The organism is Streptomyces sp. NBC_01439 (assembly GCF_036227605.1).
GTDB lineage: Bacteria > Actinomycetota > Actinomycetes > Streptomycetales > Streptomycetaceae > Streptomyces.
This window is the reverse complement of record NZ_CP109487.1, coordinates 7,931,412-7,946,139: the sequence shown is the minus strand read 5'-3', so window position 1 is coordinate 7,946,139 and position 14,728 is coordinate 7,931,412. Positions and strand designations below refer to the sequence as shown.

The 14,728-nt window shown below is 70.7% G+C and carries 12 protein-coding genes; 1 reads left to right on the top strand and 11 read right to left on the bottom strand.

Going from position 1 to position 14,728, the window contains the following annotated elements:
• Positions 1–8: 8 nt before the first annotated feature.
• From OG207_RS36275 to OG207_RS36225, 11 genes are all read right to left on the bottom strand, one after another.
• Positions 9–1,232, bottom strand: a complete 1,224-nt coding sequence (locus OG207_RS36275) for an acyltransferase family protein (protein ID WP_329104717.1) — start codon at positions 1,230–1,232, stop codon at positions 9–11.
• A 202-nt stretch (positions 1,233–1,434) separates the two neighbouring features.
• Complete coding sequence (locus OG207_RS36270) at positions 1,435–2,688, bottom strand: FG-GAP repeat domain-containing protein (RefSeq protein WP_329104715.1); 1,254 nt, start codon at positions 2,686–2,688, stop codon at positions 1,435–1,437.
• Positions 2,685–3,476: a hypothetical protein gene (locus OG207_RS36265; RefSeq protein WP_329104712.1), complete on the bottom strand. Its 792-nt coding sequence runs from the start codon at positions 3,474–3,476 to the stop codon at positions 2,685–2,687. Before OG207_RS36265 ends, OG207_RS36270 begins: the two co-directional genes overlap by 4 nt.
• A 21-nt stretch (positions 3,477–3,497) precedes the next feature.
• Positions 3,498–4,694, bottom strand: a complete 1,197-nt coding sequence (gene wecB / locus OG207_RS36260) for a non-hydrolyzing UDP-N-acetylglucosamine 2-epimerase (RefSeq protein ID WP_329104710.1) — start codon at positions 4,692–4,694, stop codon at positions 3,498–3,500.
• Between the two features lie 305 nt (positions 4,695–4,999).
• Positions 5,000–6,688 (bottom strand): FAD-dependent oxidoreductase, encoded by a 1,689-nt coding sequence (locus OG207_RS36255; protein WP_329104708.1) that lies wholly within the window; start codon positions 6,686–6,688, stop codon positions 5,000–5,002.
• A 6-nt stretch (positions 6,689–6,694) separates the two neighbouring features.
• Complete coding sequence (locus OG207_RS36250; protein ID WP_329104706.1) at positions 6,695–7,963, bottom strand: MFS transporter; 1,269 nt, start codon at positions 7,961–7,963, stop codon at positions 6,695–6,697.
• Between the two features lie 8 nt (positions 7,964–7,971).
• A complete protein-coding gene (locus tag OG207_RS36245) occupies positions 7,972–8,757 on the bottom strand; it encodes an SDR family NAD(P)-dependent oxidoreductase (protein WP_329104704.1) in 786 nt (261 codons plus the stop codon).
• Between the two features lie 134 nt (positions 8,758–8,891).
• Positions 8,892–10,337 carry an MFS transporter gene (locus OG207_RS36240; protein WP_329104702.1) on the bottom strand — a complete coding sequence of 482 codons (1,446 nt, stop codon included), beginning with the start codon at positions 10,335–10,337 and terminating at the stop codon, positions 8,892–8,894.
• Between the two features lie 70 nt (positions 10,338–10,407).
• Complete coding sequence (locus tag OG207_RS36235) at positions 10,408–11,379, bottom strand: ParB/RepB/Spo0J family partition protein (RefSeq protein ID WP_329104699.1); 972 nt, start codon at positions 11,377–11,379, stop codon at positions 10,408–10,410.
• 203 nt (positions 11,380–11,582) lie between these two features.
• Positions 11,583–12,488 (bottom strand): UTP--glucose-1-phosphate uridylyltransferase GalU, encoded by a 906-nt coding sequence (galU, locus tag OG207_RS36230; RefSeq protein WP_329104697.1) that lies wholly within the window; start codon positions 12,486–12,488, stop codon positions 11,583–11,585.
• 57 nt (positions 12,489–12,545) lie between these two features.
• Positions 12,546–13,103, bottom strand: a complete 558-nt coding sequence (locus tag OG207_RS36225; protein WP_329104695.1) for a TetR/AcrR family transcriptional regulator — start codon at positions 13,101–13,103, stop codon at positions 12,546–12,548.
• A gap of 352 nt (positions 13,104–13,455) precedes the next feature.
• On the opposite strand from OG207_RS36225, the gene OG207_RS36220 reads away from it, so the two are divergent.
• Positions 13,456–14,649, top strand: a complete 1,194-nt coding sequence (locus tag OG207_RS36220) for an IS701 family transposase (protein ID WP_329104693.1) — start codon at positions 13,456–13,458, stop codon at positions 14,647–14,649.
• Positions 14,650–14,728 lie beyond the last annotated feature (79 nt).

Below are 14,728 nucleotides of genomic sequence, written 5' to 3'. Positions count from 1 at the left end.
GCGGCGGGTCAGTCCCGGGCGGCCGCGGTGACCGGGGTCCGGTCGCCGGAAGGCTCGCGGGCCGGGGCGGGGGCCTGGGCGGACGGCGTCCGGGGCCTGGCGCGGCCGAAGCGGCGCATGGCGGGCATCTCCACGAAGCGGAAGAGGAGCCAGCCGCCCAGCAGCGAGGCGGCGAAGAAGCCGGCGATCACCAGGAGGGCGACGGGAACGCCGTAGGTGTGCTCGCCCAGCAGCGAGCGCAGATAGAAGATCGTGACGCCCTGGACGAGGTAGAAGCCGAAGGACACCTCGCCCAGCCACACCATGGGTCGGCTGCGCAGGAACGTGGCCCGGTCGTCCACGTCGGCCTGTGCGGTGGCCCCGATGAGCGCGGCGACCGGGATGATCGTCGCGACGACGAACCCGTACTGGAACGGGGCGACGAGCGCGGCGGCGTAGCCGAGGACCGTGAGTACGAGGGAGACGCCGAAGCCGACGCGGCGCGGCCACAGTCCCGAGAGGACGATCCGGGCGAGCAGGATGCCGAGGACGAACTCGAAGAGGCGGCCGGCCGGGAGCAGGTAGCCGAACCAGAACTGCATCCCGGAGATCGGCGTGATGGTGGACTTCGGGGTGTCGGGGACGAAGTAGGTGGCGATCAGCTGGAGGGCGACCATCCCGGCGATCATCGCGGCGCTCCAGCTCCACAGGGCGGTCCGGCCGCGGAGCCTGCGGATCGGGACGATGAGGGCCGGGAAGAGCATGTAGAAGAGCAACTCGCTGCCGAGGGACCAGCTGGGCGGGTTGACGCTGAGGTTGACGGTGGGCTGCGGCCACCAGGTGTGGATGAGGAAGAGGTTCGGGAGCCAGTCGGCGACGCCGGTGACGGCCGAGCCGGCGAAGAGGACCATCGCGGCGGCGAAGACGACGACGTGGTTGGGGAAGATCTTCAGCAGCCGGCGGCGGAGGAAGGCGGTGACGCGCTCACCGGGCTTGGCCGCCCAGGCGAGGACGAAGCCCGAGAGGACGAAGAAGAAGGAGACTCCCAGGTAGCCGGCCTTGCCGAAGGCGGTGGAGAACCCGTCCGCGACGGTGGCGTCGGCGAAGGGGTTGATGGGGGCGTTCGGCGGGATCGGGGAGTCGGTCAGGGACGAGTGGAAGAAGAAGACGGAGAGCGCGGCGAAGAACCGCAGGCCGGTCAGTGAGGGCAGCTTCGCCCGCTTCGCTGCGTCGGGGGACGTCGTGGAGGCCACAGGGAATCGCTCTTTCGGAAGAGGTGCGGAAGAGGTTCGTGAAGGACGGCCGCCCGGGTCCGTGGTCCGCCGTGCGGTGGGAGCACGGTCCCGGGCGGCGTGCTGGACGCCCCCGGGGGCGTCGCGAGGGGCGGTACTGACCGTCGGGGCTCGGGGCTCGGAGCCGGGGGCGGCGTCGGGCCGGGCCCGGCGCGGACACCCGCTACTGGTCGATCTCGTTGCGGTAGACCATGAGCTTGGCGTCCTTGGCCACGTAGTAGTTCTGGACGGAGTACGCGATGGTGGCGAAGTCGAGGCGGCCGTCCCCGTTGAAGTCGGCCGTGGCGATGCGGGCGACGGACTCCTCGGAAACCCGCCACTTGGCCCAGACGCCGTTGGCCGCGTCGATCGCCTTGTAGTACATGACGCCCTGCCAGGGCCACGGTCCGCGCAGGGCCACGAGGAACTCCTCGTCGCCGTCGCCGTCGAAGTCGGCGCAGACGATCTGGTGGCCGGGGCCCTCGCCGTTCTCGTTGGGGTCGCCGTACACGTCGAGCAGGACGCGGTTCCAGCCCTCGTCGCCCTCGGCCTTGGTGTAGACGGCCACGGTGTTGCCGTGGAAGGGCTCGATGGCGGCGACGTACGCCATCGGGTCGTCGCCGAGCCGACCGGCGTTGAGGTCGCCGCTGCCGCGGAAGCCGGTCTGCTCGAACTGGGTGAGCTCGCCCGTACCGATCAGTTCGCGGATCCACTCCTGGCGGGCTTCGTCGAACCAGAGCCAGGTGACGCCCTCGTCGGAGGCCAGCAGGAGGGACTCGAGATCGGAGCCGGGGACCAGGCCCTGCTTCTTCTCGGCGCCGTGGATCATCCGGAAGTGGCTGTCGTCGATGACGGTCATCGGCCACTCCTCCGCCGTGTGCACGTCGTCGGGCTGGGTGAACAGCACGACGGGCAGTACGGCGTGGACGTCCTCCTTGGCGACGATCGGCAGGCCGATGATCTGGAGCCGGTCGGTGCGGGTGAAGTGGCCGGCGCGCAGGCGGTGCATGCCGGTGGCGCGGCCGACGTAGTGGCGCTTCCAGCGCGACTCGTCCTTGTCGGGGGTGCCCGGGTTCTCCAGCCAGTCGATCTTTCCGCCTTCGGTGTTGGCGTCATGGATCGTGCCGATCGGGCCGTAGAGGTCGTAGCAGACGATGACGTCGGGGTGGCCGTTGCCGCTGACATCGGCGAAATCGGCGCCGACGGGCATCTTGATGCGGTCGGCTATCAGTCGACGGGTCCAGTCGCCGTCGTTGGCGTACCAGTAGATCTCGCCGAGCCGCAGCCCGTATCCGAACAGGTCCGGCTTGCCGTCGCCGTTGATGTCGGGCGCCTCCAGCCAGTAGCCGTCGCGGAGCTGGTCGGCCACGATCTCGGCGGTGAACTTCGGGGTGCGCAGGACGGGCTCGGAGTGCTTGCCGGTGCCGGTGGTGGTCATGAGTGGTTCTCCAGGGTGGTGAGGGTGGTGAGGGTGGTCGCGGAGGGGAGGGTGCGCAGCGCGCGGGGTACGGGGTGGTACTCGATGGCGAGCCAGATGCAGTCGGTGTCGGCCCGGTACTGGTGCCAGGGGTAGTGGTAGGTGCACTGGGGGCCGGTGGCGCAGAAGGGGTCCGGGGTGGTGTAGCCGGGGCTCATCAGGACGTCCTGGTAGAGCGAGGCGTGGTCGCGGTCCCGGAAGCGCTGCATCCGGCCCAGGCCGTGGACCTGGGTGTGGACCTCGATGAAGTCGTGCTGGTTGTGGACGGCGCAGTCGGTTCCGGCGGGCGAGAACCACAGGTTGGCGCGGACGTTGAACTCGCGCAGGTCCATGGCGCTCTCGCGCTCGCCGAGTACGTGGGCCGGGTCGAACAGGACGGTGTTGATGTCGTCCTGGGGGCTGCGGTGGAGGGCGGTCTCGCGGGGGAACTCGCCGGGGCCGAGGAGGTCGGCGAGGTGGGACCAGCCGGGTTCCGCGGTGATGCCGGTGACGTCGGTTCCGTCGGGGGCGGTGCGCAGGAGGAGGAGCGCGTCGGCCTTCTCGATGCGGGTGTCGGCGAGGACGGTCGAGGAGAGCGGGGGGATGGTCTTGCGCGGTGTCTCCGCGATGGTCACGGGCGTCACGCCGGGGTTGACGACGATGGTGCGGCCCTCGACGGTGTAGTCCACTGCGTCGCGGACGAGCGCGGCCCTCAGGTACGGGGTGCTGAAGTTCAGCGGGCGTTCGACGGCGGACGGGGTGGCGCTCATGCGGCGGTTCCTCTCCGGGGTTCAGGTGCGGGCGAAGTCGGCCGTACGGGCGAGCTCGACGCTGAGCTCGTCGACGGTGCCGTCGGGGACGAAGGGCTCGGGCGCGGGGCCCAGGCCGAAGAAGTGGGCGAGCGCGGCGACCGTGCGGGTGGTGGCCTGCCCGTCGCCGTACGGGTTGGCGGCGGTGGCCATCCGGTCGTACTCGGCGCGGTCACGCAGCAGGGCCAGGGTGCGGGTGACGATGCCCTCGGTGGCCGTTCCGACCAGGCAGGCGGTGCCGGCGACGATGGCCTCGGACCGCTCGGTGACGTCGCCGAGGACCAGCGTGGGCTTGCCGAGCGCGGGCCCTTCCTCCTGACTGCCGCTGCTGTCCGAGACGATGATGTCGGCACGGCCCATGAGCTTGCAGAAGCTGAGGTAGGGCAGCGGGTCGACGACGGTGATGCTCGGGTGGCTGCCGATGTGCGGGAGGAGTGCCTCGCGGACGACGGGGTTGCGGTGCAGCGGGACGACGACGCGCACACCGGGCTCGTCGGCGATGCGGGCCAGAGCCCGGCCGATCTGCGGCAGGTGCGGCCAGGCTTCGCGACGGTGCGCGGAGGCCAGCACGATGCGCCGCGGGTCACGGTCGAGGTCGGCCAGGGCCGGGTCGCCGTAGCTCTCGGCACGGCCGCTGGCCCAGCGCAGGGCGTCGATGACGGTGTTGCCGGTGACGGTGATGGTGTCGGCGGCGATGCCCTCGCGCAGCAGGTTCGCCAGGTTGCCGGGGGTGGGGGCCAGGTGGAGGGCGGCGACCTGCGCGACGAGCCGTCTGTTGCCCTCCTCGGGGAAGGGCGAGCCGAGCCGGCCGCTGCGCAGTCCGGCCTCGACGTGGACGACGGGGATCCGCTGGTGGAATCCGGCCAGGGCTCCGGTGAGGGTGGTGGCGGTGTCGCCGTGGACCAGGACCGCATCGGCGGGCGCGGTGGCGAAGTAGTCCTCCAGGCCGCGCAGCGAGCGGTAGGTGACCTGGGAGAGGGTCTGCTTGGGGGCCATCACTTTCAGGTCGACGTCGGCGGTGAGGCCGAAGGCGTCAAGGGTCTCGTCCAGCATCTGGCGGTGCTGCCCGGTGGAGATCACGACGGGTGCGAAGCGCGGGTCGTCCTGGAGGGCGCGGATGACGGGTGCGAACTTGATGGCCTCCGGCCGGGTGCCGAGGACTACGGCGACGGAACGCATGGCTTCCTCTACTTTCTGACGCGTACGTGCTGACGCGAGGGGAATCGAGCCGTGGCGGGGCGTGCGAGGGCGCGGCACGGCGATGTACCGCGGGCCTGTCGGGAGGTGGCGGCCAGGGGATCGGATCTCACTGCGAGGGGCTTTTCAGCTGCCCTCTTCCGGCCAAGACACAGCTTTCCCGGAGCCGGCCGGGGAGTCAACGAACACCCCCGGCCACTCGAACGGTTGGCCGGGAACGACAGAAGCCCCGCACTCCGGAGACCGGAGCGCGGGGCTTTTGACCTGGGGTTAGGGGTGGGGAGGGGTCAGCCTCGGGCAGGCTTGATCGACATCGAGTGACGGAAGAAGTCGGACGGGTCGTACTTCCTCTTCACCTGCTGCAGGCGGGGGTAGTTGTCCTTGTAGTAGAGCGTCTGCCACGGCACACCGGACCTGTTGCGGCGGGGATCGGTGACGTCACGGTCGGGGTAGTTGATGTAGCAGCCGTCGGTGCTGTCGTCGATCAGCGGTACGCCGCCGGTCGCCGAGAAGAAGTCCTCGTACAGGTCGCGCAGCCAGCCCAGGTAGAACTCGTCCTCGCCCTCGTCCTGCCAGAAGGTCTGGAAGCACATCTTGAAGATGGACGAGCGCTGCGCGTTGGCCGTCGCGTCGGGTGCCATCGCGTTGACCTGCCCGCCGAAGGAGAAGAGCACCAACATGGTGTCGGGGTTCTTGAAGTCCGGCCGGCTCATGTACTGGTAGAGCGCGGAGATCTGGTGGTCGGTGAAGTTCTTGCGCATGTACGCGGACTTGTGCGCGCCGCGTGAGGTGGGGTTGGTGATGACTGGGTTGTTGGTCCCGACCAGCCTGGTCGCCTGGAGCCAGGGCAGGGTCCTGGGCTCTTCGAACTGTGGCATGGCGGGCAGCTCGCCGGTGGGGCGGGTGAGCGCCTTCGGCGTGACTCCCGTGCCGGCGGTGATGGCCGCCAGGTAGTCGTCGAGCAGCTTCCTCGCGTTCGGCACCGTGGCGTCGACCTGGGTGAACATGCCCAGGCTGCCGTGCGCCTTGGAGCTGACGTTGAACAGGCTGGAGAGGTTGCGGTACGGGGAGTCGGGCGCGCTGTTGGCGGCGTGCCACGCGCCGAAGTTCTTCAACAGCCGGGTGAACTTCGCCTCCGTCAGCTGCTCCCAGGGGAAGTCGACGGCGCTCACCAGGACCTTCGACGGCGGAGATATCAGCTGTTCGGAGGGCTCGGAGCCCTTCGCGCCCGGGGAACGGAACCAGTAGCGGGTCACCAGGCCGAAGTTGCCGCCGCCCCCACCGGTGTGTGCCCACCACAGTTCCCGGTTCGGGTCGTTCTTCTCCCGGGTGGCCACGACGGTGCGCACGCCGCCCTTCCCGTCCGTCACCACGACCTCCACGGCGTAGAGGTGGTCGACGACCAGACCGTGGGCCCGGGAGAGCAGTCCGTAGCCACCGCCGGCTATGTGCCCGCCGGCGCCCACGCTGTAGCAGATGCCGCCGGGGATGGTGACGCCCCAGCCCTTGTAGAGGGCCTCGTACACATTGATCAGGCGGGCGCCCGCCTCGACGACGAACGCGCGGAACTTCGGGTCGTAGCCGACGTACGTCATCTCCGAGAAGTCGATGATGACCTGGGTGCCGGAGTGGGCGGCGAAGTCGGCGAAGCAGTGGCCGCCGCTGCGCACCGAGACCCGCTTGCCCGCCCGGACCGCGTCTCTCAGTGCGCGTTCGGCGTCCGCGGTCGAGCGGACCATCTTGATGTAGTCCGGGCGGGCCACGAAGCGCTGGTTGTTGCCCGTGGTGAGCATTTCGTAGCGCGGGTCCCCCGGCCTGACGACGGCTCCGGTCCCGGCGGCTGCGGCGCGGGCCGCGTCGCCGGAGGCGTTCGGGGCGGCGGCTGCCACGGGGCCGGACAGGGCGCCGGCCACCGCTGCGCCTCCGACGACGGCCGCACTGCGGGTGAGCATGGTCCGGCGATCGACACCGTTCATGTGCGTCTACCTCGACTTCTGTTCGACGATGGAGCGGGTGCCGGATCCGGCACCCGGTGCGTTCGTGCGTGGTGCGGTGGAAAGCTCTGCGCCGGACTGCGGATGCGGTCCGCCGCTCCCCCGGCTGCCGTGGCTGCGGCGGTCGAGCCGGCCGGAGAGCGCCGCAGTGCCCAGACCGGCCGCGGCCAGTCCGGCACCGATCCAGGTCGGCGAGGTCCACCCGAGGCCGTGGTCGACGGCGAGGCCGCCGAGCCAGGCCCCGAGGGCGTTACCGAGGTTGAAGGCCGCGATGTTCGCCGCGGAGGCGAGGGCCGGGGCCCCGGCGGCCTGCTGCATCACACGGGCCTGCAGCGGCGGCACCGTCGCGAATCCGATGGCCCCGAAGGCGGCCAGGGTGATCGCGGCGGGCACGGCGGCGCGCGAGGTGAAGGTGAAGACCACCAGTACCAGGCAGAGGCCGCCGAGGATGAGGTACAGGCTGGGCATCAGGGCCCGGTCGGCGGCCCGGCCGCCGAGCACGTTGCCCACGCACAGCCCGACGCCGAAGAGGACGAGGAGCCAGGCGACCGCGCCGTCGGAGAAGCCGGCCAGCTCCGTCATCATCGGCGCGAGGTAGGTAAAGGAGGCGAAGACCCCGCCGAAACCGAGGACCGTGGTCGTCAGTGCCAACCACACCTGGGGCTTGCGGAAGACGGCGAGTTCACCGCGCAGCGCTCCGCGTTCCGGCGCGGGCTGGGCCGGCACCAGGGTGATCAGACCGAGCAGTCCGACGACTCCGATGCCGGTGACCGCCCAGAAGGTCGAACGCCAGCCGAACTCCTGGCCCAGGAAGGTGCCCAGCGGTACGCCGAGCACATTGGCCAGGGTGAGGCCGGTGAACATCAGGGCGATGGCGCTGGCCCGCCGGTCGGGTGCCACCAGGTCGGCGGCCACGACGGAGCCGATCCCGAAGAACGCGCCGTGCGTGAGGGCGGCGACCAGCCGCCCGCCCATGAGGGCGGTGTAGTCGCCGGCCAGGGCGCAGAGCAGGTTGCCGGCGATGAAGATGGCCATGAGCACGACGAGCATGGTCTTGCGCGGCAGCCGTGCGCCGGCCGCGGTCATCAGCGGTGCGCCGACGACCACGCCGAGGGCGTAGCCCGTGACGAGCATGCCGGCGGAGGGGATGGAGACGGACAGGTCGTCGGCGACTTCCGGGAGCAGACCGACGATGACGAACTCGGTCGTCCCGATGCCGAAGGCACCTATGGCGAGGGCGAGGAGGGAAGCGCGCATCGGCCCGGTCAGACCTGTCGCAGGGCGCCGCCGTCGACGCTCCACTCGGCGCCGGTGACCTGCCCCGCGAGGGGCGAGAGCAGGTACGCGATGACGCCGGCGACGTCGTCGGGGGTGCCGATGCGGCCGCTGGGGAGTCGGCGCACCTCGCGGATGAAGTGGTCGACGGCCTCGTCGGCCGGGAGGCCGAACCGCTCGCCGAGCTGCTCGGCGAACCCGCCGGGAGCGTCGAAGAGCGCGGTCCGGGTGGGACCGGGCGATACCACGTTGGAGCGCACGCCGCGCGGCCCGAACTCCGCGGCGAGGGACTTGGAGAGGGAGAGCAGCGCCGTCTTGGTGGCGGCGTAGTCGACGATGCCCGGATCGGGGAAGCGGGCGGCCTCGCTCGCGATGTGTACGAGGGCACCCGCTCCGGTGTCCAGGAGCGCGGGGAGTGCCGCGCGGGTCATGCGGACCATGGAGTGGAAGTTGACCTCGAAGGTGCGCTTCCACTGCTCGTCGGTGACGTCGAGGAAGCCGGTACGGGACTCCAGCGCGCCGACGTTGTTGACGAGGCCGTCGAGCCGGCCGTGGCGTTCGATGACGGTGTCGGTCACGTGGCGGGCGGCGTCGGGGTCGGTGAGGTCGGCCGCGACGGTGCTGACCCGGTCGCCGAGGGCTTCGGTGTTCCAGGGCTTGCGGGCGACGCCGACGACGGTGGCGCCTTCGGCGGCCAGGAGGCGGACGGCTGCCTCGCCGATTCCGGACGACGCGCCGGTCACGAGGTACACGCGGTCTTCGATGCGGAGGTCCATCACGTTCCTTGAGAAGAGGAGACCTTGGGGAGGGAGGCCTTGGGGGGGGAGGCCTTGGGGGGCGCCCCGGCACGGTCGGGGGGAAGGGGGACCGTGCCGGAGCGCCTCTGGGAGGGGAGGGTCGGTCAGGGGGTTCAGCCGGCGGCGGCGAGGTCCTTCGCGGCCTTGTTCCGGAGGAAGAGGACGGTGGTGAGGATGCCGACCACGACGATCGCGGTGTTCACGATGACCGCGGTCGTGATCCCCGCATGGATGTCCGTGTTGGCGGCGGCGATCGCCGACATGATCGGCGTGCCCATCGTGATGCCGACCTGCTGCGTCATCGTCGCCAGACCCGTCGCCATGCCCTGCTCGTGGTCCGGCAGACCCGTCGTCGCAGTCACCATAAACCCGACGATCACCAGCATGTTGCCGACACCACCGGCGAACGTGGCGATCAGCAGCAGCCACATCGACGCCGACGTCTCGCCCAGCGCCACCAGGCTCAGCGTCGCCACCGCCTGCAGCACACCACCGATGATCAGCGTCGACCTCGTTCCCACCGCACCGATCACCCGCGGAGCGATCGAACCACCGATCACGGTGCCGATGCCCAGGACGCCGAAGGACAGACCCGCCGTGAGCGGCGAGAAGTCCAGCACCTCCTGGAGGTAGAGCGTCATCAGGAAGACCAGGCTGGTCTCGGTGAGGAACGCGATCAGACCCGCGATGTTGCCCCACGCGACCGTCTTCTTCTTCAACACCGAAACCGGCACCAGCGGGGCCGAGCTCTTCGACTCGATGGCGTAGAAGACGACCAGCAGCACCACGCCCGCGGCCAGCCAGCCCAGCGCCGAAGGCGCACCCCAACCGTGCTCGCCCGCCTGCGTCAACCCGTAGATCAGCGCGAGCAGACCCAGCGTGACGGCCGTCGCGCCCGGCAGGTCGAGCTTCGGACGCACCGACGGACGCGACTCCTTGATCACCGTAGGAGCGATGAACAACACCGCCAGGGCGACGGGGACGTTGATGAAGAACGCCCACCGCCACGACAGCAGATCCGTCAGGACACCACCCAGGATCGCGCCCGTCGTGAACCCAGCCGACATCAGGGCACCGTTCAGGCCGAGGGCCTTCTCACGGAGCGGACCCTCGGGGAACGAGGTGGTGAGCAGCGACAGACCGGCCGGCGTCACCGCGGCGGTCGCCAGACCCTGGAACACCCGCGCGGCGATCAGCATCTCCGGCGACGTCGCCAGACCGCCCACGAGCGAGGACAGGCCCAGCACCGCCAGACCCACCAGGAACAACCGCCGCCGCCCGAACAGGTCCGCGACCCGCCCGAACAGCAGGGTGAAGCCCGCGGCGCACAACGCGAACGACGTCGCGATCCACTGCAGGTTTGACAACGAGAAACCGAGCCCGTCACCGATCACCGGCAACGCCACGTTCAAAATCGAGAAATCAACCGCCAGCATGAACTGCGCCACCAGCAGCACCACCAGCACCAACTTCAGACGCCCGTCCAAACGAACGGGCCCCTCGGCTCCTCCCCCCTCCCCTGAACCCGCGTCAACACGCGCTCCCTCGACAACCGACATCGCCATACGTCCTTTCGATCACAACTGGGGCCTTCCGACGCGAAGGCCGGTACTCGCCGGGGAAGCCGGCTCAGGCAGGGGTGTGCGCCGAGGCACGGCGCCGGAGTTCTTCGGACAGTTCCTGCCAGTCCCGTGCGCACTGGGCGGCCGCGTCGGCCGCCGTCTCCACGCGGTACGGGGGTATTGCGGCGACGATCCGCTCCCACTGGCGCAATCCGCTCACCTGGAGGTCGAGCATGCGGAGCAGGAGCCTGCCCGCCTCGCTCAGCCTGAGCAGGGGGTCCTTGCACAGGCTGGTGACCAGTGCGGGCAGTGGCTGCCCCCGGACCCGCGCGGGGACCGGTGGTGGTGCGGGGGGCGGAGCGTTGCCGGAGCGCCGCTGCGCCGCCGGTACGGGATCCGCGCCCGCCCCGATCCGGCGCCGTACGTCCCGCACGGTCGAGGGCGCGATGCCCGCCTCCCGCGCGATCTGTCGCAGCGACGCCGTGGGGCGGCCGGCCAGCAGCCGGGCCGCGGCCTCCCGGCCGCGGACCGGGTCGGCCGGCCGGACGCGGCCGTCCTGGCCGACGCGGCCCGGCGGGGCGGGCCCCGGAACCTCACGGCGTCGTAGTGCCCCGACGGTCTTGCCCGCCAGCCCGGTCCGCCGCGCGATGCCGCGGTCGGACCAGTCGGGGTGGGACCGCAGGATCCGTAACGCCGCAGCGGTCCGTTCCGCGTGGGTCAGCGGGAGCCCGTGACTGATGTTGGCCTCGACCGAGAGCACGAACGCGTCCTCGGCGCTGCCATCGAAGTACGTCACCGGCACCGTGTCCCGCCCGCGCAGTACGGCGGCCCGCAACCGGTGCGTGCCGTCGATGATCCGCATGGTGGGGCGGTGCACGAGCAGCGGCGGCAGCGTCCGGCCGGAGTGGGCGAGGGCCTGTGCATGGCTCTCGTCCACCTTGAGGGTGCGGGGGGAATCCGCGGCGAGCAGTGCGCCGAGCGGTACCTCGGTCGCGACGTCGGGGGGTTGCGTCGCGTACCGCGGGTTCGGCTCGTCCATGAAGTTCACCTCCTTCCGTGCACTCGGTGCTTCGGGTGCCGCTCCGTTGGGCGGGGCGGCGACCCCGGAGAAGAAATTACGTAATTACCGTTCGGTAACCAATTGGGAGGCCGAACACCGCTGAGATTTGGGCAAGTTGGCGCGGGAGTGCCGGGTGGGGTGGGCGACCGCGGAAGTTCCCCGGTCGCCCACCGGGCGGCCCTTCAGACCCCCACGAGCTCCTCCGACCGCACGAACTCCCTTAGCCAGGAGAGGAATTCAGGTCCGAGGTCGGGGCGCTCGCACGCGAGCCTGACCGTCGCGCGCAGGTACTCCGCGCGGTCCCCGGTGTCGTAGCGCCGGCCGGAGAAGACGACGCCGTGCACCGGGCGTCCGGCATGGACCAGCGTGCGCAGCGCGTCCGTGAGCTGGATTTCGCCGCCGCGCCCCGGGGCGGTGTCCCGCAGGACCTCGAAGATCTCGGGATCGAGGAGGTAGCGGCCGATGACGGCCAGGTTGCTGGGCGCGGTACCGGGCTCCGGCTTCTCCACCAGCTCGGTGATGCGGACGCCGTCACCACCGGCCGGCCGGTCCACCGCGGCGCATCCGTACAGGTGGATAGCCTGCGGATCCACTTCCATGAGGGCCACGACACTGCCGCCGAGCCGCTCCCGCACCTCGGCCATGCGGGCGAGCAGGGGGTCGCGGGGGTCGATCAGGTCGTCGGCCAGGAGGACGGCGAAGGGCTCCCGGCCGACGTGGGGCGCGGCGCACAGGACGGCGTGCCCGAGGCCCTTGGGGTCCCGCTGGCGCACGTAGTGGATGTCGGCGAGTTCGGTGGAGGCGCAGACGCTCCTGAGTTTGTCCTGATCGCCCCGGCGCTGGAGGGACTCCTCCAGCTCGTAGTTGCGGTCGAAGTGGTCTTCCAGCGGCCGCTTGTTGCGGCCGGTGACCATGAGGATGTCGGACATCCCCGCCGCCACGGCCTCTTCCACCACGTACTGGATGGCCGGCTTGTCGACCACCGGAAGCATTTCCTTCGGGGTGGCCTTGGTCAGCGGGAGGAATCGCGTGCCGAGTCCCGCGGCGGGGATGACTGCTTTGGTTATCCGGTGAGGTGTGGAATTCATGCCATCGACGCTAGGGCGCAGCGCGCTCCACTGGCTTGAATTACCCTGCTTCTCCTCCTACTTGGGCATTTCCGGGTCCGCGCCGGCCGCGATGCCCCGCCGGATGAGCCGCCACAGCTCCCGGAGCTCACCGGTCACCGCGCCGGGGCACTCGCCCCGGCCCCGGCGCACCCGGGTGACGACGCCACCCACCAGGTGCGCCGTGAGGAGGGTGACCGGGCGCGGGTCGACCTCGGGGTCCAACTGACCTTGCTCGGCGGCCTGCTCGAGCAGCTCCTTGACGTCAGGGAGCCAGCAGCCGCACCAGTCCGGTCCGGCGCCCACCCGCTCCTGGGTCAGCCGCGCCGCGGCGCGCACGGCCGCGTCCGTCTCGATCAGCCGGCCGAGAGCGAGGACGAGCGCGGAAACGGTGTCCAACGCCGGGCCGCCACGGGCCGTCACCCCCTCGACCACCCTGCGGGTGGCCGCGCGTCCCGAATCCTCGACTGCGGAAGCCAACTCCCCCTTCGCTGCGAAATGAAAGGTGAGCGCTCCGATCGAAATTCCGGCGGAGCGGCTCAACAGGGAAAGGGAGGTCCCGTCGTACCCATTGCGGTCGAATTCAACGGCTGCCACCGAGATCAGATGGTTTCGGGTGCGTACGCCGCGCTCTTGCTTCACCACTGCGCTATCACTGCCATCCAGGTCGTTCCTCACACACCACCCCGCCCCGCACGGAGATGGCGACCTCCAGCGTCGCCCCGGCGGCGACCGCCGACAACGCCGACTTGACGAAGAAGCGCCCGTGCCCCGACTCCCCCGGAGGGCGGCCCGGCACGGCTGCGGCAGGGGTGCCGCAGGCCTCCGGGTCCAACGTGCCGAAGTAGTGGGCGGGGCGCCATAGGTTCGCTAGAAAAAAACGAACGTTCTGTATTCTATGGGGAGTGCCGACGGTGCACGCCGACGTCCGCAGTGGAGGCGGAGACAGATGACGACACGGGAAAGAACCAGAGCCCTGGCAGCCGGTGACACCGCCCTGGCCGACTTCACGGAACGCCTCTTCGGTCACTTACCGAGAGCCGACCAGCGGCGCTGGGCCCGGGTCTACCTCCAGGGACTGCTCACCACCCCGGGGAAGAAGTCCGTACGCAGGCTCGCGGCGTCCGTCACCGAGTCCCCCACCGCCTCCCAGTCCCTCCAGCAGTTCATCAACGCGAGCCCCTGGGACTGGAATCCGGCCCGCACCGAACTGCTCCGGTGGGTGGAGGAGCAGAACCCCGTGCGGGCCTGGGCGATCGAGCAGGTGTGCTTCCCCAAACGCGGTGAGCACTCGGTCGGCGTGCACCGCCGCTTCGACCCGGCCGCCGGACGCATCGTCAACTGCCAGTTGGGCTTCTGCCTCTTCCTCTCCCTGGACGGCATGAACGTGCCCGTCGACTGGCGGCTGGCCCTTCCCGAGGCCTGGGTGACGGATCCCGTCCTGCGCCGCCGGGCACGCATCTCCCCCGGGGTCGTCCACCAGGCTCCGGAGGCCCTCGTACTGGAGCTCGTCGACTCGATAGCCGCCCGCACCTCGTCGGCGCATCCCCCCGTGGTCGCCGACCTGAGCCGCCTCGGCGGCGCCGCCGCGCTCATCGGCGTGCTCAGCCGCCGCGGGCACGACTTCCTGGTGTCCGTACCGCCCACCCTCACGGTCCGCACGGCCGCCCTGGCGCAGGGCGGCGATCGCGCGCGCACGCCCGGGCGCAGCGGGACCACCGCTGGCGACTTCGCCCGGCTGGGCAACACCAGCCACCCGTACACCCCGCCGTCCGCCGGCCCCGATGCGCTTCCGCAGCGGCAGCGCATCCACTCGGCACTGGTCCGGTTGCCGGAGGGGGAATCGGCAGGGCGCGGTGCCCAGCAGATCTACCGGCTGTTCGGCGAACGGCGGCCGGACCGGCGGGGCGGTGGGCCCGTCTGGCTCACCAACATGAACCGCCACCGGATGGACGACCTGCTGCACCTGGTACGGCGATCGGCCCGGTCCAGCGCGGTGCTCGGCTCGCTGGCCGACGAATTCGGGCTCCTCGACTTCGAGGGGCGGTCCTTCCCGGGTTGGCACCATCACATGACGCTGATGTCAGCGGCGTACGCGTACGCAGTGCGGGAGCGCGAGGAGCGGGGACGGCGCTCCGCCTGAGCGAAGCGGCTCCGGCGGGCCCGCGGCTCCGGGCTCCGGGCTCCGCCGGGACCGTCCCCCAGCTATCGCTGGGGCCCTG